The following is a 26,776-nucleotide window of genomic DNA, read 5'->3' as shown; positions in this document are numbered from 1 at the left end:
CCTGAAAGGGCGGCTTTCGTCGTTTTAGGCGGCATCATGTGGATGCCCTGTCTTCTGCCCCTGAGCTAGCTACGCTGCAGGTAAAACATCCCTGACGGCGTCCGAAAGGCCAAAAGATCTAGGGGGCGACCCAACTCCTCGCAACCCTCTCCACTGTTGCCGCCAGAAGCGGAAGACTGCCCGGCTGCCAGCCGAGCGCGCGGATGCGTCCGGTCGGCATGGCGGCGACCTGCGCTGTGTCGGCTTCCGGCGGCAGGGGATGAGGCGCGCCGGTCATGCGCTTCACCTCCGCCAGGATGGCATGCGTGTCGGTGACGATATCGGAGACGTTGTAGGCGCGGTCGGCGCGGATGTGGGCCTCGTCGGCCTCGAGCACGAGGCGGACGGCCTGCGCGACGTCGCCGCCGTGGACCTCGCTCCCGGCGCGGGAAACCACCGGCCTGCCTGCCAGATAGTCGGCGATCAGTGTATCCCACTTGTTGGGGCGAAGATCGCCGTAGACGCCGGTGAGCCGGAGGCTGGCGGTCGTGAACCCGGGCGCATCGAGTTCCGCCAACGCCCGTTCCGCCGCGAGTTTCACCTGGCCGTAGAGCGAGACGGGCGAGAGGAGGGCGCCCTCGTCGAGCGCGTCGCCCTCCTGGAGGCCGTCATAGACGGCGCGGCTGGAGAGAAAGACGAGGCGCCGGACGCCGGCTTTCCTCGCGGTCTCGAACAGCCTGACGCTTCCCTCGAGGTTTCGCCGGCGGAAGCCGTCCGGATCATCGCCTTCGCCGCCGCGATAGCGCCCTGGCAGGTGGTCGAAGGCCGCGTGGACGAAGGCGTCGATCCCCCTGAAGGCGTCGCTCTGGTCGAGGGTGGGGTCGAGCAATAGCGGCACGAAGCTCGCCGGCCCCGAAAACCAGCCGGCGGGCGGCTTCGACCTTCCGCCGACCGCCACGTCCCATCCCGCCTCCTGAAGCCCGTTGACGACATAACGGCCGACAAGCCCGGAGCCTCCGGAGACGAGCACCCTCATCCGGCGCCCCCCGGGCGTGGTAGGGTCGAAAGGTCGAGAATCGTGCCGGTCCGGTGCATGTGCTCCCACAGTTCGATCAGCGGGCCCAGCAGGTGGGCTTTAGGATGGTCCTTCTCCCAGGGCTTCTCGTACTGGTAGTGCAGGATGGAGATGTTCTTCCAGTCCCACAGTCCCGGCAGGTTGAACCAGACATATTGCAGCATGTTCATCGTCACCGGCAGCCCGTGCCAGTCCGGAAAGAAGGTTTCCAGGAAGGTCTGGTCGGTGCGCCGCCAGAAGGCATCGGGACGGTCGAGAAGGTCGAGCATGCGGTCGAAGGTCTGGTGGCAGGGTCTCGCGACGAAGACGCCGGAGTTCAGGCGATGAAAATCTGCAAGGCTCTCGTAGACATTGGGCGCGGCGGAAAATTCCGGATAATCGAAGAGCTTCTCGATGTTGCGCAGCACGATCGCGTCCGCGTCGATGAAGACGCAGGTATCGTATTCGACAAGCTGCCAGAGATGGAGCTTGCAGAAATTGTCGAGGGGCGTGTGGAAGTCCGGCTTGCGGCCCTTGGTGAAGGGAGCACGACGGTCGACGGCCCCGCGGCTGTGGCGCTCGTTGAAGGCGTCCGAGAGCGGCAGGTGATCCGCTTCCACGAGGCGGCAACGGAGCGCGACGAGGGGCGCCAACGCTACGGCATCGACGCCGCCCGTATGAAGCACGACGAGATCGGCGGGCGTTTGCGTCAGCCGCAGCGAGCGTGCAAGCGCGGTTGCCCCGAGCGCGTAGTCGGCATTGGTCACCAGTGTCACGAAACATTTCTTTGAAAGGGCGGGGGAGGCCGCCCGTATGGTCGGCCGACCGGCAGGGATCGTCATCAGGACACCGATTTCAGCCTCTTGCCTTCCGGATCGCGTTCGATCTTGGCGGCGATGGACTTTGTCCAGGCGGAAACGGCCGGGACGCGGGAGCGGTCGACGCGGTAGGCGAATTTCCGCGCCACGTCGACGATCTCCTCCAGCAGGCCTTCCCCCAGCGTCGTCGGTGCGAGCCCGAGGCTCATGAACTTGTCGTTCCTCACGACAAGGTCGTTCTCCGCCGCCTCCTTGCGCGGGTTCGGGAGCCAGGCGATCTCGGAGCCCGTCATGCGGGCGACCATTTCGGCGAGGTCGCGCACCCGGTGGGTTTCGGTCATCTGGTTGAAGATCTCGACCCGGCCGCCCCGCTGCGGAGGATTGTTCAGGGCGATCTCGATGCAGCGCACGGAATCCTGGATGTGGATGAAGGCGCGGGTCTGGCCGCCCGTGCCGTGCACGGTCAGCGGATAGCCGATGGCCGCCTGGATGAGGAAGCGGTTCAGCACCGTGCCGTAGTCGCCGTCATAGTCGAAACGGTTGACCAGCTGCGCATGCCGGCGGGTCTGTGCGGTATGGGTGCCCCAGACGATGCCCTGGTGCAGGTCGGTGATCCTGACGCCGTCGTTCTTCGCGTAGAAGGCGAAGAGCTGCTGATCGAGGCATTTGGTCATGTGGTAGATGGAGCCCGGATTGCTGGGGTAGAGGATTTCCTGGCTGACGGTCGTGCCGTCCATGGTCTCGATCCCCACCGGCAGGTAGCCCTCGGGGATCGCCGCGCCGATCGTCGAATAGCCGTAGACGCCCATGGTGCCGAGGTGGACGAGGTGGGCGTCGAGATCGAGCTCGACCATGGCATTCAGCAGGTTGTGCGTGGCGTTGACATTGTTGTTGACGGTGTAGTTCTTGTGGCGGTCGCTCTTCATGGAATAGGGCGCGGCGCGCTGCTCGGCGAAATGCACGATGGCATCCGGCCGATGCTGGGCGAGCCAGGACTTGAGCAGTTCATAGTCTTTCGCGAGGTCGATCAGGTGGAAGTGGATGCGCCGTCCCGTCTCCGCCTGCCAGACGCGCGTCCGCTCCTGGATGGAATCCATCGGCGTCAGCGACTGGACGCCGAGTTCCGTGTCGATCCATCGGCGCGACAGGTTGTCGAGGATGTGGATCTCGTGGCCGGCCTCGGAGAGGTGGAGGGAGGTCGGCCAGCCGACGAATCCGTCGCCGCCGAGAACTGCAATCTTCATGAAACGACTCCACTGGTTGTCGGTCCCGGTTTCAGATAGGGCGGATTTGTGACACGAACACTATGCCTCCCGATCAGCGATCATCGGGACATCACGAAGGGCCACTGGGGCACGAATATGACAGACGAGAGCTTTCTTCTTTCCGGCCAGCTCACCGAGACGGGGCACCGGCTGGTCCAGCGGGTCTATTACGAAGACACGGATTTCTCGGGGCTCGTCTACCATGCCCGCTACCTGCATTTCCTGGAGCGGGGACGGACGGACTACCTGCGCTGCCTCGGCTGCCAGCAGAGCGATCTTCTTGCCGCCGACGAGGAAGGGCTGGTCTTCGTCGTCCACCGGATGGAGATCGACTTCAAGCTGTCGGCGAAGATGGACGACGTGCTGACCATCCTGACCGCGACGGAGAAGGCAGGCGGCGCCAAGATGGTGCTCACCCAGGAGATCCGCCGGGGCGACACACTGCTGATCGCGGCACGGGTGGTAATCGCCGTCATTAACCGCCACGGCCGTCCGCGGCGGCTGCCGGAAAGCGTGGCGGAGAAGTTCATGAAGTCCGCAAAGTAGACATCAGGGCCGTCCGGTAACCTAACCTTAACCCTAATGGGTGCTTACTCGCAGGCGAGGAATTCGTGCAGCGCACGCCTTCCTTTGACCAAATTTGAAGGCGAGAAGCCATGCTGAAAGCTCAGGGCACCTTGGGATAGAGCGCAACGGCGACCATGAATTTTCGCGAGAGCGCTTTTGAACCCGCCCGGTCCCGTGCCGGGCGTTTGGATTCGGGGATATTGGATAGATGGAAGAGGTAGGTTTGGCGGCAGCGGCCCACGACGTCAGTCTCTGGGCGCTGTTCATGCAGGCCGGCTTGGTCGTCAAGCTGGTCATGATCGGACTGCTCGGGGCCTCGGTCTGGACCTGGGCGATCGTCATCGACAAGTATGTCAGCTACGGCAAGGCGAAGCGCCAGTTCGACCAGTTCGAACAGGTGTTCTGGTCCGGCCAGTCGCTGGAAGAGCTCTACCGGACGCTGGCGGAGCGGCAGAATGTCGGCCTCGCCGCCATTTTCGTCGCTGCCATGCGCGAGTGGAAGAAGAGCTTCGAACGCGGCGCCCGCTCGCCGATCGGCCTTCAGATGCGTATCGACCGGGCGATGGACGTGACCATGGCGCGCGAGAGCGAGACCTACGAGTCGCGCCTCGGCTCGCTGGCGACGATCGGATCGGCAGCACCGTTCATCGGCCTCTTCGGCACGGTCATCGGCATCATGACCTCGTTCCAGGCGATCGCCGGCTCCAAGTCGACCAATCTCGCCGTCGTGGCGCCGGGTATCGCCGAAGCGCTGCTCGCGACCGCGATCGGCCTTGTCGCGGCCATTCCCGCCGTCATCGCCTACAACAAGTTCTCCGCCGAGGCAGGCAAGCTCACCGGTCGCATGGAAGGTTTTGCCGACGAGTTCTCGGCCATCCTGTCCCGTCAGATCGACGAGAAGCTGCAGCCGCGCGCGGCTGCGCAGTAAGCGGCCAGAGGAGACACGTCCATGGGTATGTCGGTTGGAGCCAAGGGCGGCAGCGGCGGGCGCAGGCGGCGCGGCGGGCGAAAGAACGGCCTGGTCAGCGAAATCAACGTCACGCCGCTCGTCGACGTCATGCTGGTGCTGCTGATCATCTTCATGGTGGCGGCCCCGATGATGACTGTCGGCGTGCCGATCGACCTGCCGGAAACGCAGGCGAAGGCGATGAACGCGGATACGCAGCCGATCACCGTATCGGTCAATCCGGCCGGAGAGATCTACCTGCAGGAAACCGCCATCGCGCTCGACGAGGTCGTGGCGAAGCTCGAGGCGATCGCCACCACCGGCTACAACGAGCGCATCTACGTGCGCGGCGACACCGCCGCCGCCTATGGCGTCGTGATGAAGGTCATGGCGCGCATTTCCGCGGCCGGCTTCAAGAATATCGGTCTCGTAACGCTGCAGGAACAGGAGCAGTGATCAGTTCGCCATGAAGGGAAGTCTCGGGACATCTCTGGTAGTGCACTCCGTGGTGCTTGGCTGGGCGCTCATTTCCCTGGGCTCTCCGGCCTCTTTCGACGTGGCCGACGTCGAGGCGCTGCCGGTCGACATCATTCCGGTGGAATCGATCACCCAGATCCAGCAGGGCGACAAGAAGGCTCCGATGGCCGAGAAGGCCGCGCCGGTCCCGACGACCAAGCCGAACATTGTCGAGAACGCCGAAAATGCCGGCGACAACGACATCGACCTGAAATCGCCGCCGACGCCGGCGAAGCGTCCGGTCGAGACGGAGGTCGCCGCCGCTCCGGAGAAGACCGACAAGCCGCTCCCCAATCCGACCACGGAGACGAACCAGGTAAGGGACATCGTGCCGGAGGAAACGGCGCCGAAGCCCACCGAGGTTGCGGCACTTCCGGAGACGAAGCCCGAGATCGCGCCCGAGCCGAAGCCGGAGCCCACTCCGGAGCCGGTTCCCGAAGAGGCGGCCGCCGAGGAAGTGCCTCTGCCGGACGCCGTCCCGGTGCCGGCCGCGCGGCCGAAGCCCGAGCCGCCGAAGGAACAGGCAAAGCCCGCCGAAAAGCCGGCCGAAAAGAAGCCTGAAACGCCCAAGGCGGCGGAGAAGCCGACCGACAAGAAGGTTGCCGACAAGAAGCAGGAGACCGCCAAGTCGACCTCCTCGAAGGAAAGCGACTTCAATGCCGACGAGATCGCCGCCCTCCTCAACAAGCAGGAGGCGGCCGGCGGAGGCGCGAAGCGCTCGACCGAGACCGCGGCGCTCGGCGGCAAGAAGACCACCAGCGGATCGACTCTGAGCCAGAGCGAAATGGATGCGCTGCGGGGCCAGATCCAGAACAACTGGTCAATCATCGCCGGTATCGAGGGTGCCGAGGGCGTCATCATCACCGTCAAGATGAACCTCGATGAAAGCGGCCAGATCATCGGTCGTCCCGAAGTATCGGCAAGCGGGGGCTCCGACACCGCGCGGCGCACTCTCGAAGGCAGCGCGCTGCGCGCCGTCATGCGCTCGGCACCCTTCAAGAACCTTCCCGTCGAGAAATACGATGCCTGGAGCGAGGTTGTCGTGAACTTCGACCCCAGCGAAATGCTGTAAAAGCTGAAAGGCTGAACATTATGATGAAACGTTCTTTCATCCGCCTGATGATCGCGTTTGCCGGCATGGCGATGTCCTTCGCCCCGGCCCACGCGCTGGTGGAGATCAACATCAACAAGGGCAATGTCGAGCCGTTGCCGATCGCGATCACCGATTTCCAGTCGGGCAATGAACTGGGCGCACAGATCAGCCAGGTGATCGCCGCCGACCTGCAGCGATCCGGCCTGTTCGCGCCGGTCAACAAGGCCGCCTTCATCGAGAAGATCTCCAATCCCGACCAGCCGCCGCGCTTCGAGGACTGGAAGGTCATCAATGCGCAGGCGCTGGTGACCGGTCGCGTCACGCGCGAGGCCGACGGACGGCTGCGCGCCGAATTCCGCCTGTGGGACACGTTCGCCGGCCAGCAGATGACCGGCCAGCAGTTCTTCACCCAGCCGGAAAACTGGCGGCGCGTCGCCCATATCATCGCCGACGCCATCTACGAGCGCGTCACCGGCGAGAAGGGCTATTTCGACACGCGCGTCGTGTTCGTTTCCGAAAGTGGCCCGAAGAACGCCCGCCAGCGGCAGCTGGCGATCATGGACCAGGACGGCTTCAATGTCCGCCAGTTGACCAACGGCAAGGACATCGTGCTGACGCCGCGGTTCTCGCCGAACCGCCAGGAAGTCACCTACATGTCCTTCGAGGGCGACCAGCCGCGCGTCTACCTGCTGCAGCTGGAGACCGGGCAGCGCGAAGTCGTCGGCAACTTCCCCGGCATGACGTTTGCGCCGCGCTTCTCGCCGGACGGCCAGAAGGTGATCATGAGCCTCCAGCAGGAGGGCAATTCCAACATCTACACGATGGACCTGCGGTCGCGCACGACGACCCGCCTCACCAACACCGCGGCGATCGATACCTCTCCGTCCTATTCTCCTGACGGCAGCCGCATCGTCTTCGAAAGCGACCGCGGCGGGCGCCAGCAGCTCTACGTGATGGGTGCCGATGGTTCGGGCCAGACGCGCATTTCCTTCGGCGACGGCTCCTATTCGACCCCGGTCTGGTCGCCGCGCGGGGACCTGATCGCCTTCACCAAGCAGTCGGGCGGCAAGTTCTCGATCGGTGTCATGAAGCCGGACGGGTCGGGCGAGCGCATCCTGACGACGGGCTTCCACAATGAGGGCCCGACCTGGGCACCGAACGGCCGCGTTCTGATGTTCTTCCGGCAGAATGCCGGGGCAGGGGGGCCGCAGCTCTACTCGATCGACCTGACGGGCTACAACGAACAGCAGATCAAGACGCCGGCCTACGCCTCGGACCCGGCCTGGTCGCCGCTCCTCGAATAATGGCAAAATGCGGACAGGAGGCGGGTTCCCGCCTCTTTGCCGCCCCATTCTCCTGAAAAAGGAGCACGTCAAGGGACACCGAATCGGCCTGTTAACCATACGAATTTGAAGATGATTAACCGATCTCGGTTAGAGTCTGGCAACTCTGTTACATTGATCTAAGGAGAGACCGGCAATGGGCCGCACCGATATTCCGGCAGTCAGCCGAATGCAGACAATCGCTCGCAACCCGGCCGTCATCGCCCTGACGCTCGCACTTGCACTGGCGGGCTGCGCCAACAAGAAGAACCTGCCGAACAATGCCGGCGATCTCGGGCTCGGCGGCGCCGCCGGCGCGGCAACGCCCGGCTCCAGCCAGGACTTCACGGTCAATGTCGGCGACCGCATCTTCTTCGACACCGATTCCACGTCGATCCGCGCCGATGCCCAGCAGACGCTCGACCGCCAGGCGCAGTGGCTGCAGCGCTATCCGAACTACGCGATCACGGTCGAGGGCCATGCCGACGAACGCGGCACGCGGGAATACAACCTCGCGCTCGGCGCCCGCCGTGCGGCCGCCACCAAGGAATACCTCGCCTCGCGCGGCGTTCCGGCCAACCGCATGAGGACGATCTCCTACGGCAAGGAAAAGCCGGTCGCCGTCTGCGACGACATTTCCTGCTGGTCGCAGAACCGCCGCGCTGTCACCGTGCTCGGCGGAGCCGGGATGTAATCTTCCCCGCGTCCAAACGATTTCGTGAAGGCGGTCCGGGTGGCCGCCTTTTCGCTTTTTCATAGTTTGGCCGAACTTCGCTCCAATTTACATGGAGAGTTCAGTTGCATTTTGGCGCGGATTGACAAAATCTCCAATCGCGCCAAGCCGGCGCAGATCAAAGCAGGACGGACAATATGAAGAAACTTGTCTTGGCAGCAATGCTGGGGCTGATGGCGGCGGGCGGCCCGGCCGGGGCGTTCTCGTTGCCCGAACTTCTGCCGGGGGGCAGACAGGCCCCGCAGCAGCCGAGCCCCTCCGCACCACCGATGGTTCTTGCCCAGAGCGGTGATGCGTCCATCCGCGTCCAGCAGCTGGAGGAGCAGATCCGCCAGCTGAACGGCCGGATCGAGGAAATGAGCTTCCAGCTTCTGCAGATGCAGGAGCAGATGCGAAAGACGCAGGAAGATAACGAGTTCCGCTTCCAGGAACTGGAGAAGAGCGAAAACGGAGCGGCCGGGAAACCGGCCGTCGCCGCTTCGGGGCAGGGGACGACTGCGGTTCCCGCGCCGCCGGCGGACGATGTCGCGCGCATCATCGACACGCCGCCTCAGGCCTCGCCTGAAACCCAGCCGCAGGGAGCGGCCCCCGGGGAGACGGTCCTCGGCTCGATCGAATTCGACCCGAGCGGCAATCCGAAGACGGTGACCCGCAACGATGCCGACAATTCCGCAGGTCTTCCCGGCGTTGATACCGGCCCCGGCCTGCCCCAGGGGCAGGGTCAGGGGCAGCCGCAGCCGCAGGATCCCCAGCAGACCGCCTCGCTCGGCAGCGAGAGCGATGTCTACCAGGTCGCCTACAACCACATCCTGTCGGGCGACTATGCGCTCGCGGAGAAGGAATTCACCCAGTATCTCTCGGAGTTTCCCGAAGGCCCGCGCTCGGCCGATGCCAGCTTCTGGCTCGGCGAGGCGCAGTATTCGCAGGGCAAGTACAACGAGTCCGCGCAGACCTTCCTGAACGCCCACCAGACCTACGGCAAGTCGGCGAAGGCGCCGGAAATGCTGTTGAAGCTCGGCATGTCGCTTGCAGCCCTCGACAACAGCGAGACCGCCTGCGCCACATTGCGGGAAGTCACGAAGCGCTATCCCAAGGCGCCGCGCGCCGTCATCGCGAAAGTTTCCTCCGAGCAGAAGCGCTTGCGCTGCTGACCGGGCCGTGCTGACCGGGCTCCCCTCCTCGATTTCTCCCGACGCCGCCATCCGCAGCCTGCTGGCGCGACTGGCAAGGCCCGCAAGGCTGCTGGTCGCCGTTTCCGGCGGCAGTGACTCGCTCGGCCTGCTTTTCTCCCTCGCGCGCCATCGCCAGGACGGCGTCTCGCTGCTTGCGGTCACCGTGGATCACGGGCTGAGGATGGGATCGGCTGAGGAAGCGGAGGACGTGGGCCGCATCTGCGGCAGGCTGGGCATTCCCCACACGACCAAGAGATGGATCCGCGAAAAGCCCTCGACCGGAATTGCCGCGGCCGCCCGGGAAGCGCGATACAAGCTGCTCTGCGAAGCCGCCGACGAGGGGGAGGCAACCGCCATCCTCACCGGCCACACGCTCGACGACCAGATCGAGACCGTGACGATGCGGGCGGCCCGCTCTCCCGATCCGGAGGCTCCCGGACTTGCCGGCATGGCCGAGGCGGTGCTGCTCCATCGCCGCCACTGGCTGCTTCGACCGCTCCTTCGGACGCGGCGCCAAGACATCCGCATGCTTCTCGCCGAACTCGGCCAGGACTGGATCGACGACCCTTCCAATGCCGACCGGCGATCGGAGCGGGTGCGCACCCGAATGGCGCTCGCGGACACGCCGGGCGTGCTGCTCGAGGAGATCGACGCGGCCTCGCAGAGGCGGGGCGCCTGTGCCGACGCCGCGGCGGCATGGCTTGCCGATCACGCGAGCGTCCAGCGGTCGGTCCTCATGCATGTGTCTCCCGAAGGCTTCTCCGAAGACCCGGCCGTCGTTCGCTATGCGCTGTCCGCCGCCGTTGCCGTCCTCGGGGGACGCGAACAGAGACCGGCGGCCGACAGTCTGGAGCGATTGATGGCGGCCTGCCGGCTCGATGCTCCCTGGACATCGACCGTGGGTCGGGTCATCCTCGACCGCCGCCGTTCGGGTCTCTATCTCTGCCGCGAGAGCCGCAATCTCCCATCCCTCGCGCTTGCCCCCGGCGCGGCGGCAATCTGGGACGATCGCTTCAGGATATCGAACCTCTCGGACGAAGCGCTGACGCTGCTTCCTTCCGGTGACCGCGGCGCAAACCTGTTCGAAGACGCCCCCGCCTCGATCGCGACACGGGCAGGCGCGGCGTTGCCTCCCGGCGCGGATGCCGGTGCCTGCGACAACGAAGACGCGGCGCGCGTCTCCTGCACGCCGGTGCTTGCGCCATTCGACCGTTTCCTGCCGCAGTTCGACCTGAAACTGGCAAGCGCCTTCGCCAAGCTCATGGGATGCGAGGGTTTTCCGGCGCTTCCCGTCGGCGATGCGGGTCGGAAAAGATAACCAGTCCGTCCGGTTTGCCTTGGCAAGGGCCGGGTGCACCCCTATGTTAGCGGCAAGCAAAGGCGGCCCTCGGGCCACCTCTCATATCCCCGGGGAGTTCGATGAACCCAAACTTTCGCAATTTTGCCCTCTGGGCGATCATAGCGCTGCTGTTGATCGCGCTTTTCAGCATGTTCCAGACGGCGCCGTCGCAGACCAGCTCGCGCGAGATCCCGTATTCGACCTTCCTCAGTGATGTGGATTCCGGACGCGTCCGCGAAGTGGTCGTGACCGGCAACCGCGTCATGGGGACCTATGTCGAGAACGGCGCAGGCTTCCAGACCTATTCGCCGGTGGTCGACGACACCCTGCTCGAACGTCTCCAGTCGAAGAACGTCACCATCGTCGCACGTCCCGAGACGGACGGCTCCTCCGGCTTCCTGAGCTATCTCGGAACGCTGTTGCCGATGCTGCTGATCCTCGGCGTCTGGCTGTTCTTCATGCGGCAGATGCAGGGTGGCTCGCGCGGCGCGATGGGCTTCGGCAAGTCCAAGGCGAAGCTCCTGACGGAAGCCCACGGCCGCGTCACATTTGACGACGTCGCAGGCGTCGACGAGGCCAAGCAGGACCTCGAGGAGATCGTCGAATTCCTGCGCGACCCGCAGAAGTTCCAGCGTCTCGGCGGACGCATCCCGCGCGGCGTGCTCTTGGTCGGACCTCCGGGCACCGGCAAGACGCTGCTCGCCCGCTCCGTCGCCGGCGAGGCGAATGTGCCCTTCTTCACCATTTCCGGCTCCGACTTCGTCGAAATGTTCGTCGGCGTCGGCGCAAGCCGCGTCCGCGACATGTTCGAGCAGGCCAAGAAGAACGCACCCTGCATCATCTTCATCGACGAAATCGATGCCGTCGGCCGCCATCGTGGCGCCGGTCTCGGCGGCGGCAACGACGAACGCGAGCAGACGCTCAACCAGCTGCTGGTCGAGATGGACGGCTTCGAGGCGAACGAGGGCATCATCCTCATCGCCGCCACCAACCGTCCGGACGTTCTCGACCCGGCGCTCCTGCGTCCCGGCCGCTTCGACCGCCAGGTCGTTGTTCCGAACCCGGACATCGTCGGCCGCGAGCGCATCCTCAAGGTTCACGTCCGCAACGTTCCGCTTGCGCCGAATGTCGACCTCAAGGTCCTGGCGCGCGGTACACCCGGCTTTTCCGGCGCCGACCTGATGAACCTCGTCAACGAAGCCGCGCTGATGGCCGCGCGCCGCAACAAGCGGCTCGTCACCATGCAGGAGTTCGAGGACGCCAAGGACAAGATCATGATGGGCGCCGAGCGCCGTTCCTCGGCCATGACCGAGGCGGAGAAGAAGCTCACCGCCTATCACGAGGCAGGTCACGCCATCACGGCGCTGAAGGTCGCCGTCGCCGATCCGCTGCACAAGGCGACGATCATTCCGCGCGGTCGTGCGCTCGGCATGGTCATGCAGTTGCCGGAAGGCGACCGCTATTCCATGAGCTACAAGTGGATGGTTTCCCGACTGGTCATCATGATGGGCGGTCGCGTTGCCGAGGAACTCACCTTCGGCAAGGAAAACATCACCTCGGGCGCCTCGTCCGACATCGAGCAGGCCACCAAGCTTGCCCGCGCCATGGTCACGCAATGGGGCTTTTCCGACGTGCTCGGCCAGGTTGCCTACGGCGAGAACCAGCAGGAAGTCTTCCTCGGCCACTCCGTGTCGCAGTCGAAGAACGTCTCCGAGGCGACCGCGCAGAAGATCGACAACGAGGTGCGCCGCCTGATCGACGAGGCCTACCAGGAAGCCCGCCGCATCCTTACCGATTACCACGACGAGTTCGTGGCGATCGCCGAAGGTCTGCTCGAATACGAGACGCTCTCGGGCGACGAGATCAGGGCGCTCATCAAGGGCCAGAAGCCGAGCCGCGACCTCGGTGACGATGCCCCGCCTGCGCGCGGATCGGCAGTGCCGACCGCCGGCACCAAGAAGGACGAGCCGAAGGGCGGCGAGGCAGAGGGCGGCATGGAGCCGCAGCCGCACTAAGCCCGGTCCAGAAAACGGTCTACTGCCGCCAGCCTTTCAGAATGCAGACAAGGAGCCGCCCCCGGGCGGCTCTTTGCGTTGGTAACGGGATGTAATGGGTTTTGATGCTATTTTATGTGCCAGGACCCACAAAATATGGCATTACCGCAGCCCCCGAGGGACGGATGAGCCCGTTATTGCCGCGGCCCTTGCCGCGAAGCGCGCCGTGGAGGCGCGGCACGAAGGAGCATGCATGACACGCCGCTATTTTGGCACCGATGGAATCCGAGGGCATTCCAACGTATTCCCGATGACGCCGGACCTTGCGATGCGGGTGGGACTGGCCGTGGGAACGATCTTCCGGAACGGCAGCCACCGCCACCGCGTGGTCATCGGCAAGGACACGAGGCTTTCGGGCTACATGCTGGAGAACGCGATGGTTGCGGGCTTCACGGCAGCGGGTCTCGACGCCTTCATCCTCGGGCCGATCCCGACGCCGGCCGTGGCGATGCTGACGCGCTCGCTGCGGGCCGATGTCGGCGTGATGATCTCCGCATCCCACAATCCCTACGAGGACAACGGCATCAAGCTTTTCGGCCCGGAAGGCTACAAGCTCTCCGACGCGCTGGAGATGGAGATCGAGGAACTGATCGAGAAGGACATGACCGGTCAGCTGGCGAAGGCCGGCGACATCGGCCGGGCCAAGCGCGTCGACGGCGTCCATGACCGCTATGTCGAGCATGCCAAGCGCACCCTGCCGCGCGAGGCGACGCTCCAGGGCCTGAGGGTCGCGATCGACTGCGCCAATGGTGCAGCCTACAAGGTGGCGCCCGCCGTTCTCTGGGAGCTTGGCGCCGAGGTGGTCACGATCGGCAACGAGCCGGACGGGCAGAACATCAATCTCGACTGCGGCTCCACGCACCCGGCGGCGCTCCAGAAGAAGGTGCACGAGGTCCGGGCCGATATCGGCATCGCGCTCGACGGCGACGCGGACCGCGTCATTATCGTCGACGAACTGGGCGACGTGGTCGACGGTGACCAGCTGATGGCCGTGATCGCCGAAAGCTGGCTCGCGGAAGGCCGCCTCCAGGGCGGCGGGATCGTCGCGACCGTGATGTCCAACCTCGGGCTGGAGCGCTACCTCGCGTCGAAGGGCCTGGGGCTCGCGCGCACCAAGGTCGGCGACCGCTACGTCGTCGAGCACATGCTCGCCCACAACTTCAACGTCGGTGGCGAGCAGTCCGGCCATATCGTGCTGTCGGATTTCGGGACGACCGGAGACGGGCTGGTGGCCGCCCTGCAGATCCTCGCGCGCGTCAAGCGGACCGGCTTGACGGTCAGCGAGCTATGCCGTCGCTTCGAACCGGTTCCGCAGCTTCTGAAGAACGTCCGCTTCGCCGGTGGCAAGCCGCTGGAGAACGCGACCGTGCAGCAGGCGATCGCCGATGCCGAGGCGGAACTTGCGGGCAAGGGCAGGCTCGTCATCCGTCCCTCCGGCACCGAGCCGCTGATCCGGGTGATGGCGGAGGGCGACGACCGCGGCCAGATCGAGCGGATCGTCGACGAACTGGTTGGCGTGATCGGAAGCGCACGGCCGGTTGCGGCCTGAAAATACTGCATCTTCGAAGATTGAAAGCCGGCCGACGTGCCGGCTTTCCAGCATGAGTTGTGGTAAACCGGTATAGTTAAGCGGAACTTTACCTTTCATCCTCATTATCCATCACGGATCAACCCGTTGGTTATGGCGTCGCCTACCAATGACGATGCGAGCTTGGAGATGAAGCCATGAAATGGAGCCTGCCCGGCGCGGGTGCACTTTTGCTGATGGTCAGCGTTGCCCACTCCGCCGACCTTTATCAGCCTGAAGCCCTGCCGCTCATGGATGCGCCTGAAATCACCGTCCAGGAGGCCAGCGGCTGGTACCTGCGGGGAGATGTCGGCTACTCTTTCAACAAGATCCGCGGCGTCGAATATTTCCAGGGCTCCAACGAGCTTCTCAGCGATTTCGCGACGGCCTCGCTGAAGGACAGTTTCGTGATCGGCGGCGGTGTCGGCTACCAGATCAACAGCTACCTGCGCACGGACGTCACGTTCGACTACCTGACCTCGGCGAAGTTCCGCGGCAGCACCCGGGGTGAATGCGTCGATGCGTTCGGCGCCAATCCGGTCGCCTGCTCGTCTTCGGACCGGTCCTACATGCATGCCTATTCGCTGATGGCCAACGCCTATGTGGATCTCGGCACCTACGGCTACGTGACGCCCTATGTTGGCGCCGGCATCGGCGGGTCCTACGTCAAGTGGGGCAAGCTGAAGAACCGGATCTGCGACGATCCCTATCGCTCCGGCTGCTATGGCAACGATCATGAAGGCGAACGGAGCTGGCGCTTCACCTACGCCCTGATGGCGGGTGCGACGGTCGACATCACCTGCGCGCTGAAGGCCGATGTCGGCTACCGGTTCCGCCACATCACCGGCGGCGACATGTTCGGCTATGCCGAGCAGGGCGGCCCGGGTTCGGACAAGGGCTTCCACAGCCACGAGGCCCGCGTGGGCGCGCGCTACGTCTTCGGCGGCTGCGACACGCCGGTCGCCTACGAGCCGGCGCCGGAAGCGCTCGTCTACAAGTAAGACTTTCCAATCGCTGCGATCTCAGAAGGGCCGTCCGGAATGCCGGGCGGCCCTTTCCCGTTCCCGCGAATGCGATGTTGGAAACCGGGAGGGTCAAACTTCTTCGCTTGACAGCGACTCGATCGGGGAATACCCACGGCGGCGGGACACCTCTCCCCAACGAGAGGCTTTCTATCTGGAAGGATAGCCATAATGGCGGATCTCGCACTAAAGCCGGACGTACGTCCGAACAACACCCATTTCTCTTCTGGTCCTTGCTCGAAGCGCCCCGGTTGGTCGCTCGAAGCGCTTTCCGATGCCCCGCTCGGTCGCTCGCACCGCGCCAAGGTCGGCAAGGCCAAGCTCAAGCAGGCGATCGACCTTACCCGTGAAATCCTGAACGTGCCGGCGGATTACCGCATCGGCATCGTGCCGGCTTCCGATACCGGTGCCGTGGAGATGGCGCTCTGGTCGCTGCTCGGCGAGCGCGGCGTCGACATGCTGTCCTGGGAAAGCTTCGGCGCCGGCTGGGTCACCGATGTCGTCAAGCAGCTGAAGCTCAAGGACGTTCGCAAGTTCGAGGCCGACTACGGCCTGCTGCCGAACCTTGCCGAAGTCGATTTCGACCGTGACGTCGTCTTCACCTGGAACGGCACCACCTCGGGTGTTCGCGTCCCGAATGCCGACTTCATCCCGGCAGACCGCAAGGGCCTGACCATCTGCGACGCCACCTCGGCTGCGTTCGCGCAGGACATGGACTTCTCCAAGCTCGATGTCGTGACCTTCTCCTGGCAGAAGGTCCTGGGCGGCGAGGGCGGCCACGGGATGCTGATCCTGTCGCCGCGTGCCGTCGAGCGGCTGGAAAGCTACGTTCCCGCCTGGCCGCTGCCGAAGATCTTCCGCATGACCAAGGGCGGCAAGCTGATCGAAGGCATCTTCACCGGCGAGACGATCAACACGCCGTCCATGCTCTGCGTCGAGGACTATATCGATGCGCTCGAGTGGGCGAAGTCCGTCGGCGGCCTCAAGGCACTGATCGCCCGCGCCGACGCCAATGCGCAGGTAATCTTCGACTTCGTGACAAAGAACGACTGGATCGCCAACCTCGCCGTGAAGGACGAGACGCGCTCCAACACCTCGGTCTGCCTCAAGATCGTCGATCCCGCGATCGCCGCACTCGATGCCGATGCGCAGGCAGCGTTCGCCAAGGGCATGGTCTCCCTTCTCGAGAAGGAAGCCGTGGCTCTCGACATCGGCGCCTACCGCGATGCGCCCTCGGGCCTTCGCATCTGGGCAGGTGCCACGATCGAGACGGCCGACATGCAGGCGCTGATGCCGTGGCTTTCCTGGGCCTACGAGACCCAGAAGGCGGCACTCGCCAAGGCTGCTGCGTAAGCTGACTTTTTTCCGGTCCCGCGGGCGCGGGATCGGGCCATCCCGATACAGAGACTGAACCTCATTCAAGGAGCCCATAGAATGGCACCTCGCGTCCTCGTATCCGACGAACTGTCGGAAACCGCCGTCCAGATCTTCCGCGACCGCGGCGTCGAAGTCGATTTCCAGCCGAAGCTCGGCAAGGACAAGGAAAAGCTCGCCGAGATCATCGGCAACTACGATGGCCTGGCCATCCGCTCGGCCACCAAGGCGACCGAGAAGCTGATCGCCGCCGCCACCAACCTGAAGGTGATCGGCCGCGCCGGCATCGGCGTCGACAATGTCGACATCCCGGCTGCCTCCAAGCGCGGCATCATCGTCATGAACACGCCGTTCGGCAACTCGATCACCACGGCCGAGCACGCCATCGCACTGATGTTCGCCGTTGCCCGCCAGATCCCCGCGGCCGACGCCTCCACGCAGGCCGGCAAGTGGGAGAAGTCGAAGTTCATGGGCGTCGAGATCACCGGCAAGACGCTCGGCGTCATCGGCGCCGGCAATATCGGCGGCATCGTCTGCAAGAAGGCGATCGGGCTCGGCATGCATGTCATCGCCTACGATCCCTTCCTCTCCCCCGAGCGCGCCGCTGAAATGGGCGTCACCAAGGTCGAGCTCGACGAACTGCTCGCCAAGGCCGACTTCATCACGCTGCACGTGCCGATGACGGACAAGACGCGCGGCATCCTGTCGAAGGAGGCACTCGCCAAGACGAAGCCGGGCGTGCGCATCATCAACTGCGCCCGCGGCGGTCTGGTCGACGAAGCGGCACTTGCCGAAGCCATCAAGTCCGGCCATGTGGCCGGCGCCGGCTTCGACGTCTTCGAGGTGGAGCCCGCCACGGAAAGTCCGCTCTTCGGCCTGCCGAACGTCGTCTGCACGCCGCATCTCGGTGCATCGACCACGGAAGCCCAGGAAAACGTTGCCCTGCAGGTCGCCGAGCAGATGTCTGACTACCTCGTCAAGGGTGCCGTTACCAACGCCATCAACATGCCGTCGATCACGGCCGAGGAAGCGCCCATCCTGAAGCCCTTCATCCGCCTCGCAGACGTGCTGGGCGCCTTCGTCGGCCAGGTGACGGAAAGCGCGATCAAGGAAATCGAGATCCTCTACGACGGCTCGACCGCCGAGATGAACACCAAGGCGCTCACCAGCGCGCTTCTGGCCGGCCTCATCCGCAACCAGGTGTCGGACGTCAACATGGTCTCCGCGCCGATCATGGTGAAGGAGAAGGGGATCGTTCTCTCCGAGGTCAAGCGCGACAAGACCGGCGTCTATGACGGCTACATCAAGCTCACCGTGACGACGCAGAACCAGACCCGCTCGATCGCCGGGACCGTCTTCTCCGACGGCAAGCCGCGCTTCATCCAGATCAAGGGCATCAACATGGACGCCGATGTCGGCGCCAACATGATCTACATCTCCAACACCGACGTTCCGGGCATGATCGGCTTCATGGGCACGACGCTCGGCGAAGGCGGCGTCAACATCGCCAACTTCCAGCTCGGCCGCGACAAGCAGGGCGGCGACGCGATCGCGCTCCTCTACGTGGACGAGCCGGTGAAGCAGGAAGTCCTCGACAAGCTGACCGCCAATCCGGCGATCCGCCAGGCGAAGTCGCTGGTCTTCAACGTCGACTGATCGTCCTCCCAAGGACCGTGTGAGGGGCCCGGCGCGGATTTTTTGCGCCGGGCCCCTTGTTGTTGGCGGACCGGGCAGGGCAAATGCGGTGCGCGGGGCTTAAATTCCGCTGCTTCGATAGTTATATGAAGGGTAAATCCGCTTGTTGCGGATCGAGAGGAGACAAGAATGCTTTCATCCATCCGGCGCTTCCGGCATGCCTTCGCGGTTGCCGCCATCGCCATGGCGGTGTCGCTGGCCGCCGTCGACTTCGCAGAAGCCCGCCGTGGCGGCGGCTTCGGCAGCCGAGGCACGCGCACCTTCAACACGCCTGCGATCACCCGGACGGCGCCGACCCCGGCTGCCCCGGTCGACCGGACGATGACGCCGCGCACTCAACAGAATGCCGCGACCCCGAATGCCGCACGCCCGCAGACGGCGCCGCAGAACCGCGGCCTGTTCGGGGGCCTTGCAGGCGGTCTTCTCGGCGGTCTCTTCCTCGGCGGCCTGTTCGGCATGCTGATGGGCAACGGCTTCGGCGGCGCTGCCGGCTTCCTCGGCATGCTGCTTCAGGTGGCGCTGATCGGCGGCCTTGCCATGCTGCTGATGCGCATGTTTGCCCGTCGCCAGCAGACTGCCGGTGGTCCTTCGGCAGCCGGAACCGGAGCCGGGGCCGGAAACGCCCATGCCTACCAGGCGCCGCAGGGCGAAGGCCGCGGGTTCCAGATCCCGAAGATCGGCGGATTTTCCGGCGGCGCCGCAGCGGCGCAGGCGGAAACCATCCGCGAGGCCTCCGACGCGACCGACGAGATCGGCATCACCAACCGCGACCTCGAGCAGTTCGAAAAGCTGCTGCAGCAGGTGCAGGCGGGTTATGCGGCGGAAGACTATGCGGCGCTGCGCGCCATCACCACGCCCGAAGCCATGTCCTACCTGGCCGAGGAACTGGGCGAGAACGCCACGAGCGGCCTGAAGAACGACGTCCGCGACGTGACGCTCCTGCAGGGAGACCTGTCGGAAGCCTGGCGCGAGAACGGCCAGGAATACGCGACGGTCGCCATGCGCTACTCCAGCATCGACGTCATGCGCGATCGCAACACCGGCGAAGTCGTCCAGGGCGATGCAGACACTCCGACGGAAACGGTCGAGCTGTGGACCTTCGTGCGCAAGCCGGCCCGGGACTGGCAGCTTTCGGCGATCCAGAACGCTGCCTGATATCAGAGGCGGGCAAGGGTGAGCGGATCACGCTCCCCACCGTAAAACAGGTCAAGGGCTCGCTCGTAAGGCGAGCCCTTTTCGCTGACTTCCGCAAAGAGCGACATCGAGCTCCTGAACTTCATGTCGTCGGGCGAGCCGAGGATGTCGTGGGCGCTCCGGCCGGAATGCGCCAGCATCAGGCCGGTGCATTCCAGGAGCCGCGGACCGAGCACCGGATGCTTGAGATAGGCCTCCGCCTCGGAGCGCGAGGCGATCGCATAGCGCATGGCCATAGGCGAGGAGCCCAGTCCCCTGACCTGCGGAAAGACGAACCACATCCAGTGCGAGCGCTTGCGGCCGTCCTTCAGTTCCGCCGTCACCTGGCGGTAGACGCCGTCCTGCGCCTCGACGAAGCGCTGCAGGTCGTAAGGATCGCTCATCGGTTTCTCCGCCGCGTCGTGACTGCCGCAAGTGTGCCGCAAATATGAAATTGTCGCGACAGCTCTTTTCCATGCTGCATTGCACGCTAACCTTGACCGGATGGAAGCACGTCTCGAACAGTATATCCACGTCCTCGTCCGCTGGCTGCCGGATCCCGTCGTCAGCATCCTGATCCTGATCGCCGGGTTGGGGGTCGGATGGCTCCTGCACAGGATCGCCTTCCGGATACTCACCCGGCTTGCGGAAAAGCGGGACCTCTTCTGGCGCTCGCTGGTGCAGCGCACCCGGCTTCCGCTCCGGTTCGCGATCCTCACCTGGACGCTCTCGCTCGGCGTCGTCGTCGCGCCGCTCAGCAGCGGTGGCGAAACGGTCCTGCGCCATATCCTCCTCCTCTGCTTCATCGTCGTGCTCGGCTGGATGGCGCGGACGGCGCTGCATATCTGGACGACCGTCTATCTCCGCCGCTTCAAGCTCGATGCGGAGGACAACCTGCTTGCCCGCAAGCACGTCACCCAGTCGCGCATCATGGAGCGGGTGGCGGCGACGGGCATCATCGCGCTGACGCTCTCGGCGGCGCTGATGACCTTCCCGGCGGTGCGCCAGTACGGCGTCTCGCTGCTCGCCTCCGCGGGTGTCGCCGGTATCGTCCTCGGCCTCGCCCTGCAGCCGGTCCTGAAGAACCTCTTCGCCGGCATCCAGCTCGCCATCACGCAGCCGATCCGCATCGACGACGCGCTCCTGGTGGAAGGAGAGTGGGGCAAGGTCGAGGAGATCACTTCCACCTATGTCGTCGTCCGGCTCTGGGACTGGCGCCGGCTGATCCTGCCGCTCGGCTATTTCATCGAGACGCCGTTCCAGAACTGGACCCGCGAGGGGGCAGCCCTGATCGGCACGGTGATGATCTATCTCGACTACAGCGTGCCGGTGGACGAGATCCGGCGAAAGGTGGAGGAGATCGCGCGGGCGTCGAAGCTGTGGGACGGGCAGGTGGTGAACATTGCCGTCACCGACTTCCGGGAGAACGTGATGGAGGTCCGCATCCTCGTCTCGGCGGCGGATGCCGGCAAGGCCTTCGACCTGCGCTGCGAGGTGCGCGAGAAGTTGATCGACTTCATCCAGCACACCTATCCCTCCGGCCTGCCGAAGGTCCGCGCGGAAGGAGCCTCCGGTGCCGGCGCGGCGGCAGCCGTGGCGGACACGGGCCGGGCGCGTTCGCTGCAATCCTGATGCGGGAAGGGCGACCTTGCGTGAAAGGCCATTCCTTTCTATATCCGGGCGATCCCGGGCCGCGGTGGACGAACCCTCCGTGCCTGCTGACCCGCCTGCTGACTTGCCTGCGGCATGGCCGCGGGCGAGCGACCGAGTGAGAGAGTTCCGTGAATACGCTGGATTTCAACAAGAGGCCGGAAGATACGCGCGTCGTGGTCGCCATGTCGGGCGGCGTCGATTCCTCGGTCGTCGCCGGTCTCCTGAAGCGGCAGGGCTATGACGTGCTCGGCATCACGCTGCAGCTCTACGACCACGGGGCTGCCGTTCACCGCGCCGGCTCCTGCTGCGCCGGGCAGGACATCGACGATGCGCGCCGCGTCTCCGAGACGCTCGGCATTCCCCATTACGTGCTCGACTACGAGAAGCGCTTCCGCGACGCGGTGATCAATCCGTTCGCCGAGGCCTATGCCATGGGCGAGACGCCGATCCCCTGCGTCGCCTGCAACCAGACGGTCAAGTTCGCGGACCTCCTGGCGACGGCGAAGGAACTCGGCGCCGATGCGCTGGCGACCGGCCATTACATCCGGTCGGAGCCGAACCCCTCGGCAGGCAATCCCGGCCGCCGCGCCCTCTACCGGCCGATCGACGCCGATCGCGACCAGAGCTGGTTCCTGTTCGCCACCACCCAGGAGCAGATCGACTACCTGCGCTTTCCGCTCGGCGGCATGTCGAAGGCGCAGGTGAGGGCGCTTGCGGAGGAGATGGGCCTCGTCGTCGCACAGAAGGCCGACAGCCAGGACATCTGCTTCGTCCCGCAGGGGCGCTACACCGACATCATCAACAAGGTGAAGCCGAATGCCGCGCTGGGCGGCGACATCGTCCACATGGACGGGCGCGTGCTCGGCCAGCACGATGGCATCGTGCACTACACGATCGGCCAGCGCCGCGGCATCGGGGTTGCGACGGGCGAGCCGCTCTACGTGGTCTATCTCGATGCCCGCGGCCGCCGCGTCATCGTCGGGCCTAAGGAAGCGCTCGACACGCGCCGGGTATACCTTCGCGACGTCAACTGGCTGGGCGACGGCACGCTCTCGGAAGACGCGCGCGACGGCTTTTCCTGCTTCGCGAAGGTCCGCTCCAGCCGGCCGCCGACGCCGGTCGTGCTCCACTGCGACGAAAGCGGCATCTACGTCGACCTCGTCGAGGGCGAGGCGGGCGTGGCGCCGGGGCAGGCCTGCGTGCTCTATTCCGGCCAGGGCGCCGATGCCCGCGTCTGGGGCGGCGGCTTCATCGAGCGCTCGGAACGCGCGCCGGAGGCCGAAGCCTCCATCAAGGCGCTGCTTGCGGCGCCGGTTGCAGCCTGAGGCCCGGATCGCCGGGCCTTCGAAAAAACGCCTAAGACCGTGCTTGACACTTCCATCGCACCGGTCTTATAAGCCGCACATCCGAACGGAGCCGCCTTTCAGCACGCTGAAAATAAAAGGCCGGTGACCCGTGTGGCGGGGTAGCTCAGGTGGTTAGAGCAGCGGAATCATAATCCGCGTGTCGGGGGTTCAAGTCCCTCTCCCGCTACCATTTTTTCCCCATTGATGACGTTCTTCGCAGGTCCCGTTGACCCGCGTTTCCCGTGTCCGTCCAGGGCCTGGCAACAGGCTGTACCGGCGTGACGGGGGCGCGAAGCCGGGTGCGCCGCCGGTGCAGGTGGCGGAGGGGCTTTCATCCTTCGGCTCGTCACCGCGGATCACTCTTTCCTAGAGCGAATGGTCGGCCTCCTGCCGGAGCCTCAGCGCTGCCGAAAGGAGCGATCTCGTCCTGAAGGCGGCCATCGGCAGCGGCTTGGAGCCGTCGCGCGCGGATTGAATTTTCCGTTCCATGTAATCGAGCGCCTCGAGGATTTCCTCGCTGCACACCGTATCGTCGTTTGCGAGCCTGCTTGCCATCACTGCTATCGGGCTATGCATGATGATCCCACTGATGGATACGCATCCAGGGCCACTTCCCGTATGCGAAATGTATCCTGTACTCATGTTGCGACGCATTCAAGTCGCCGCAAGGCATTTTGTTTGCGGTACAATTCGCAGCAGTTTGAAACATTCGGGACGGGAGCGACGCACCGCAGGGGCGGCCTTCCACCGCGGTTGCGGGGACGGCGACGGCGGCCCCCCCGGGGGCCTCCCGGGCGGCCCGGGAACCCTGACCGTCCCTGGCGAGTTCTCGCCGTTTCCAGGAAGGGATTGCGAGAAGACAGTGTCGGGAGAATGCATGGCAGGCATGGATGCCGATGGGCACGACATGTCGGGATCGCCGTTCAACTGCGTGGTGGTCGGGGGCGGCCCGGGCGGCATGACGGCGGCGATATACCTCGCCCGCATGAACCGCAGGACGCTGGTCATCGACGGCGGAGCGAGCCGCGCGTCGCTCATCCCCCGCTCCTACAACCATCCGGGTTTTCCGGGCGGGATCAGGGGCGAGGATCTCCTTGGGCGGATGAGGGCGCAGCTGGCGCTTTTGCGGGTGCCTGTGGTCGGGGCCAGGGTTTCCAGCATGGAAAAGACGAGGGAGGGTTTCTTCAGGATCGGGGTCGATGCCGATCCGGGGCTGATGGCGCAGACGATCGTGCTTGCGACGGGGCTCAAGGACAATCTGCCGCCCTTCGCCGATGCCCGCGGGATGGTGGCGGAGGGTTACCTGCGGATCTGCCCCATCTGCGACGGGTTCGAGATCGCCGGGCGGCCGGTCTGCGTGATCGGCAACGGCATGCGGGCGGTGGCCGAAGCCCGCTTCCTCAAGACATTCACCGATCGGATCGCCATCGCCACACTCGGGGAGCGACCGGAATGGCATGCCGACGGGCAGGCATCGCCCGCCGAAGAGGGGATCGAGGTCATCACAAGGCCGCTGGCCTCGCTGGAGAAGGCGGGAGACAGCGAGACGACGCTGGTGTTCGGCGACGGCACGCGGCTTGAACGGGTCATTCTCTATTCCGCCCTGGGGGTTCGGCCGCGCTCGCGTCTTGCCGCCGATCTCGGAACGGCGCTGGAGGAAGACGGGCGGATCGGCACCGGCTCCCACCAGGAGACCGCCGTCGAGGGATGCTTTGCCGTGGGGGACGTGGTAACCGGGCTCAACCAGCTCGGCGTCGCGATGGCGCAGGGCGAGATCGCGGCGGTTGCCATCCACAATCGTCTGCGGGGCGTGCGGGGCCGGGGAACCGCGCGAAGCAGATGAGGGTTATCATCAGGCACACAGCAAGGAGTGTTGGCGATGAGGCATTTCCTGACGGTCGCGACGCTTGCCCTCATGGTTTCCGGTTGTACCACAGGTTCGTTGGGTGACGGGCCGGGGCTGGAGCCCATTCCCGGCAGCATCACCTATGGCGGCCAGCCGCGCACGAGGCTGACCAAGGCCCCTATCGGCAGCCCGGTCAGCCACCAGTTCACCAATGCGCTCGGCCAGCGCGTGGTGGAGCGCTACGTGATCCAGCCGGACCGCAGTCTCAAGCTCGTCTGGCGGCGCATCTACCGCGACGGGCTGTTTGACGATTTCTAGCGGCCCCGCGGCAGCCTCTTTCCCGCCCGGCCCCCCGCCCGGCGTCGCGCGGGTCACATTGACGCGCGTCGAACGAAGCTCTTGCCGTCGGGCGGGCTTCGGCGTTTAAGGGGGCGATTGCGGGAAAGGAAGCAGAATGTCATCTGATGCCCAGTGGCCACCATTGTCCCCCTATGCCACCGGTCTTCGGGGGCGCTGCCCCCGTTGCGGGCAGGGCCACATGTTCAGCGGCTTCCTGACGCTCAGGCCCCGATGCGAGGTCTGCGGGCTCGATTATTCCTTTGCCGACCCCGCCGACGGCCCGGCCTTCTTCGTCATCTGCTTCGCCTGCGTGCCGAGCGTGGCGCTCGCCGTATGGATCGAGGTCGTCTTCCAGCCGCCCTTCTGGGTGCACCTGCTGACCTCGCTTCCCTTCATCCTGCTGACCTGCATTCCACCGCTCCGGCCACTCAAGGGATGGCTCGTCGCCAGCCAGTATTTCTACAAGGCGGAGCAGGGACGGATCGACCGCGATCCGCGCTGACGGGGCGACCCTGCGCGCGTCGGTGACGCCCTGAGCCGAACGGATCAAGGAACCTTTCCGGCCCGAAACAATTCGTCAGGTAATCATACGGAGCCTGACGATGCTGAATGTCGATAACAAGAACGATGACGAAACCCACCGCCGTGCCCTCGCGGTCGAGGGGGCGGTGCTCCTTCTCATCGACGGGCTGGCGGCGCGCGGAACAATCTCTGCCGACGAGGCGGAGGACATGCTGCGGATATTGTCCAAGAGCTCGGACTTCTCGGCGGCACGTGCGTCCAGTTCGCTGCGCATCATCGAGCAGCTGCGGCGGCTTCGCGGCGGCGACGGACAGGCGACGCCCGGCGCCTGAGGCGATCGCCGTCCGTTGATATCGACGCCGGTGCGATGGCATGCGGACCATGCCGGGGACACCAATCCGACGGGAACCTAGCCTCTCCGTGACCGTTCGATCACCGAACTCCCAAAGTTCCCCCAGGCTTCCCAAAGCTCCCCCAGGTAGAGAGGACATCATGAACCACTATCCCAGGCCTCCCTTTCCCGAACAGCAGCAGCCAATGCCCGGCTATACCAGGAAGATGGAGCCGGTTCCCGATCACGGTGAGCATTCCTATAATGGGTCGGGGCGTCTGGCGGGCATGAAGGCGGTCATCACCGGCGCCGACAGCGGCATCGGACGCGCGGTCGCCATCGCCTATGCGCGCGAGGGCGCGGATGTGCTGATCTCCTACCTGGACGAGGAGGAGGACGCGCAGGAGACACGGAGATGGGTCGACAAGGCGGGCCGCAAGTCCGTTCTCGTTCCCGGCGACATCCAGTCGGCCGAGCACTGCAAGAGGATCGTCGACAAGGCGGTGAGCGAGTTCGGGGGGATCGACATCCTCGTGAACAATGCCGCGCACCAGGCGACCTTTGCCGACATCGGCGACATCAGCGACGACGAGTGGGAGCTGACCTTCCGCGTCAACATCCACGCCATGTTCTATCTGACCAAGGCAGCCGTGCCGCACATGAAGCCCGGCAGCTCGATCATCAATACCGCGTCCATCAATTCCGACAGTCCCAATCCCAGCCTGCTCGCCTATGCGACGACGAAGGGCGCTATCCAGAACTTCACGGCGGGCCTCGCGCAGATGCTTGCCGAAAAGGAGATCCGCGCCAATGCGGTCGCCCCCGGGCCGATCTGGACACCGCTCATTCCCTCGACGATGACGGAAGACAAGGTGAAGAACTTCGGCACGCAGGTGCCGATGCAGCGTCCCGGCCAGCCGGCCGAACTGGCGACGGCCTATGTCATGCTCGCCGACCCGATGTCGAGCTATGTCTCCGGCGCGACGATCGCGGTGACCGGCGGCAAGCCGATGATCTGAGGCTGCGGCCCGGTGCCTGCGGAAGGCCGGG

The 26,776-nt window shown here is 65.0% G+C and carries 26 protein-coding genes and 1 tRNA gene; 22 read left to right on the top strand and 5 right to left on the bottom strand.

Annotation, left to right across the window (positions count from 1 at the left end; translation table 11 throughout):
- Nucleotides 1-118: 118 nt before the first annotated feature.
- From ACWGPT_RS00565 to ACWGPT_RS00555, 3 genes are read right to left on the bottom strand one after another with little or no spacing between them, the layout of a single operon-like run.
- The gene (locus tag ACWGPT_RS00565) at nucleotides 119-1,015 is read right to left on the bottom strand and encodes an NAD-dependent epimerase/dehydratase family protein (RefSeq protein ID WP_452603628.1); all 897 of its coding nucleotides are present in this window, start codon (nucleotides 1,013-1,015) and stop codon (nucleotides 119-121) included.
- Nucleotides 1,012-1,875 (bottom strand): glycosyltransferase, encoded by an 864-nt coding sequence (locus ACWGPT_RS00560; RefSeq protein ID WP_452603627.1) that lies wholly within the window; start codon nucleotides 1,873-1,875, stop codon nucleotides 1,012-1,014. Before ACWGPT_RS00560 ends, ACWGPT_RS00565 begins: the two co-directional genes overlap by 4 nt.
- Nucleotides 1,875-3,095 (bottom strand): NAD-dependent epimerase/dehydratase family protein, encoded by a 1,221-nt coding sequence (locus ACWGPT_RS00555; protein WP_452603626.1) that lies wholly within the window; start codon nucleotides 3,093-3,095, stop codon nucleotides 1,875-1,877. The genes ACWGPT_RS00560 and ACWGPT_RS00555 overlap by 1 nt, the downstream gene beginning before the upstream one ends.
- Before the next feature lie 117 nt (nucleotides 3,096-3,212).
- Here ACWGPT_RS00555 and ybgC point away from each other — a divergent pair, with 117 nt between their 5' ends.
- The 14 genes from ybgC (at nucleotide 3,213) to ACWGPT_RS00485 (ending at nucleotide 19,671) form a co-directional block, all read left to right on the top strand.
- Entirely contained in the window at nucleotides 3,213-3,662 is a 450-nt protein-coding gene (gene ybgC / locus ACWGPT_RS00550) for a tol-pal system-associated acyl-CoA thioesterase (RefSeq protein ID WP_452603625.1), read from the top strand.
- Nucleotides 3,663-3,891: 229 nt separating this feature from the next.
- Nucleotides 3,892-4,611 carry a protein TolQ gene (tolQ, locus tag ACWGPT_RS00545; protein ID WP_452603624.1) on the top strand — a complete coding sequence of 240 codons (720 nt, stop codon included), beginning with the start codon at nucleotides 3,892-3,894 and terminating at the stop codon, nucleotides 4,609-4,611.
- A 21-nt stretch (nucleotides 4,612-4,632) separates the two neighbouring features.
- Nucleotides 4,633-5,085 (top strand): protein TolR, encoded by a 453-nt coding sequence (tolR, locus tag ACWGPT_RS00540; protein ID WP_452603623.1) that lies wholly within the window; start codon nucleotides 4,633-4,635, stop codon nucleotides 5,083-5,085.
- 10 nt (nucleotides 5,086-5,095) lie between these two features.
- Nucleotides 5,096-6,217, top strand: a complete 1,122-nt coding sequence (locus tag ACWGPT_RS00535) for a hypothetical protein (RefSeq protein ID WP_452603622.1) — start codon at nucleotides 5,096-5,098, stop codon at nucleotides 6,215-6,217.
- Nucleotides 6,218-6,237: 20 nt separating this feature from the next.
- Nucleotides 6,238-7,542, top strand: a complete 1,305-nt coding sequence (gene tolB, locus ACWGPT_RS00530; RefSeq protein ID WP_452603621.1) for a Tol-Pal system beta propeller repeat protein TolB — start codon at nucleotides 6,238-6,240, stop codon at nucleotides 7,540-7,542.
- A 175-nt stretch (nucleotides 7,543-7,717) separates the two neighbouring features.
- Nucleotides 7,718-8,254, top strand: coding sequence for a peptidoglycan-associated lipoprotein Pal (gene pal, locus ACWGPT_RS00525; RefSeq protein WP_452603620.1), 537 nt, complete (start codon nucleotides 7,718-7,720; stop codon nucleotides 8,252-8,254).
- Between the two features lie 176 nt (nucleotides 8,255-8,430).
- Entirely contained in the window at nucleotides 8,431-9,444 is a 1,014-nt protein-coding gene (ybgF, locus tag ACWGPT_RS00520; RefSeq protein WP_452603619.1) for a tol-pal system protein YbgF, read from the top strand.
- A 7-nt stretch (nucleotides 9,445-9,451) separates the two neighbouring features.
- Nucleotides 9,452-10,783 carry a tRNA lysidine(34) synthetase TilS gene (gene tilS, locus ACWGPT_RS00515; protein ID WP_452603618.1) on the top strand — a complete coding sequence of 444 codons (1,332 nt, stop codon included), beginning with the start codon at nucleotides 9,452-9,454 and terminating at the stop codon, nucleotides 10,781-10,783.
- A gap of 101 nt (nucleotides 10,784-10,884) precedes the next feature.
- Nucleotides 10,885-12,819: an ATP-dependent zinc metalloprotease FtsH gene (gene ftsH, locus ACWGPT_RS00510; RefSeq protein WP_452603617.1), complete on the top strand. Its 1,935-nt coding sequence runs from the start codon at nucleotides 10,885-10,887 to the stop codon at nucleotides 12,817-12,819.
- A 232-nt stretch (nucleotides 12,820-13,051) separates the two neighbouring features.
- Entirely contained in the window at nucleotides 13,052-14,407 is a 1,356-nt protein-coding gene (gene glmM / locus ACWGPT_RS00505) for a phosphoglucosamine mutase (protein WP_452603616.1), read from the top strand.
- Between the two features lie 176 nt (nucleotides 14,408-14,583).
- Nucleotides 14,584-15,426, top strand: a complete 843-nt coding sequence (locus tag ACWGPT_RS00500; RefSeq protein ID WP_452603615.1) for an outer membrane protein — start codon at nucleotides 14,584-14,586, stop codon at nucleotides 15,424-15,426.
- A gap of 192 nt (nucleotides 15,427-15,618) precedes the next feature.
- Nucleotides 15,619-16,800, top strand: a complete 1,182-nt coding sequence (locus ACWGPT_RS00495; protein WP_452603614.1) for a phosphoserine transaminase — start codon at nucleotides 15,619-15,621, stop codon at nucleotides 16,798-16,800.
- Nucleotides 16,801-16,881: 81 nt separating this feature from the next.
- Nucleotides 16,882-18,477, top strand: a complete 1,596-nt coding sequence (serA, locus tag ACWGPT_RS00490) for a phosphoglycerate dehydrogenase (protein ID WP_452603613.1) — start codon at nucleotides 16,882-16,884, stop codon at nucleotides 18,475-18,477.
- 168 nt (nucleotides 18,478-18,645) lie between these two features.
- Nucleotides 18,646-19,671 carry a Tim44 domain-containing protein gene (locus ACWGPT_RS00485; protein ID WP_452603612.1) on the top strand — a complete coding sequence of 342 codons (1,026 nt, stop codon included), beginning with the start codon at nucleotides 18,646-18,648 and terminating at the stop codon, nucleotides 19,669-19,671.
- Between the two features lie 2 nt (nucleotides 19,672-19,673).
- Here ACWGPT_RS00485 and ACWGPT_RS00480 read toward each other — a convergent pair whose 3' ends face one another.
- Nucleotides 19,674-20,093 carry a DUF1810 domain-containing protein gene (locus ACWGPT_RS00480; RefSeq protein ID WP_452603611.1) on the bottom strand — a complete coding sequence of 140 codons (420 nt, stop codon included), beginning with the start codon at nucleotides 20,091-20,093 and terminating at the stop codon, nucleotides 19,674-19,676.
- Nucleotides 20,094-20,193: 100 nt separating this feature from the next.
- Here ACWGPT_RS00480 and ACWGPT_RS00475 point away from each other — a divergent pair, with 100 nt between their 5' ends.
- The 3 genes from ACWGPT_RS00475 (at nucleotide 20,194) to ACWGPT_RS00465 (ending at nucleotide 22,878) form a co-directional block, all read left to right on the top strand.
- A complete protein-coding gene (locus tag ACWGPT_RS00475; RefSeq protein ID WP_452603610.1) occupies nucleotides 20,194-21,321 on the top strand; it encodes a mechanosensitive ion channel family protein in 1,128 nt (375 codons plus the stop codon).
- A gap of 149 nt (nucleotides 21,322-21,470) precedes the next feature.
- Nucleotides 21,471-22,667, top strand: a complete 1,197-nt coding sequence (gene mnmA, locus ACWGPT_RS00470; protein WP_452603609.1) for a tRNA 2-thiouridine(34) synthase MnmA — start codon at nucleotides 21,471-21,473, stop codon at nucleotides 22,665-22,667.
- Nucleotides 22,668-22,801: 134 nt separating this feature from the next.
- Nucleotides 22,802-22,878 (top strand) — tRNA-Met (locus tag ACWGPT_RS00465).
- A gap of 176 nt (nucleotides 22,879-23,054) precedes the next feature.
- On the opposite strand, the gene ACWGPT_RS00460 is transcribed toward ACWGPT_RS00465, so the two are convergent.
- Complete coding sequence (locus ACWGPT_RS00460) at nucleotides 23,055-23,243, bottom strand: hypothetical protein (RefSeq protein WP_452603608.1); 189 nt, start codon at nucleotides 23,241-23,243, stop codon at nucleotides 23,055-23,057.
- 322 nt (nucleotides 23,244-23,565) lie between these two features.
- Here ACWGPT_RS00460 and ACWGPT_RS00455 point away from each other — a divergent pair, with 322 nt between their 5' ends.
- The 5 genes from ACWGPT_RS00455 to ACWGPT_RS00435 all read left to right on the top strand — a co-directional run bounded on the left by ACWGPT_RS00455 (nucleotide 23,566) and on the right by ACWGPT_RS00435 (nucleotide 26,745).
- Nucleotides 23,566-24,531: an NAD(P)/FAD-dependent oxidoreductase gene (locus ACWGPT_RS00455; RefSeq protein WP_452603607.1), complete on the top strand. Its 966-nt coding sequence runs from the start codon at nucleotides 23,566-23,568 to the stop codon at nucleotides 24,529-24,531.
- A gap of 36 nt (nucleotides 24,532-24,567) precedes the next feature.
- Nucleotides 24,568-24,852 carry a hypothetical protein gene (locus ACWGPT_RS00450; RefSeq protein ID WP_452603606.1) on the top strand — a complete coding sequence of 95 codons (285 nt, stop codon included), beginning with the start codon at nucleotides 24,568-24,570 and terminating at the stop codon, nucleotides 24,850-24,852.
- Between the two features lie 136 nt (nucleotides 24,853-24,988).
- A complete protein-coding gene (locus ACWGPT_RS00445) occupies nucleotides 24,989-25,375 on the top strand; it encodes a DUF983 domain-containing protein (protein ID WP_452603605.1) in 387 nt (128 codons plus the stop codon).
- A 100-nt stretch (nucleotides 25,376-25,475) separates the two neighbouring features.
- Complete coding sequence (locus ACWGPT_RS00440) at nucleotides 25,476-25,727, top strand: hypothetical protein (RefSeq protein ID WP_452603604.1); 252 nt, start codon at nucleotides 25,476-25,478, stop codon at nucleotides 25,725-25,727.
- A 160-nt stretch (nucleotides 25,728-25,887) separates the two neighbouring features.
- On the top strand, nucleotides 25,888-26,745 hold the full coding sequence (locus ACWGPT_RS00435) for an SDR family oxidoreductase (protein ID WP_452603603.1): 858 nt from the start codon (nucleotides 25,888-25,890) through the stop codon (nucleotides 26,743-26,745).
- Nucleotides 26,746-26,776: the final 31 nt, after the last annotated feature.

It is taken from the genome of Pseudorhizobium sp. NPDC055634 (assembly GCF_053618655.1).
The sequence above is the reverse complement of the archived record's forward strand: the minus strand, read 5'-3'. Positions and strand labels throughout refer to the sequence as shown.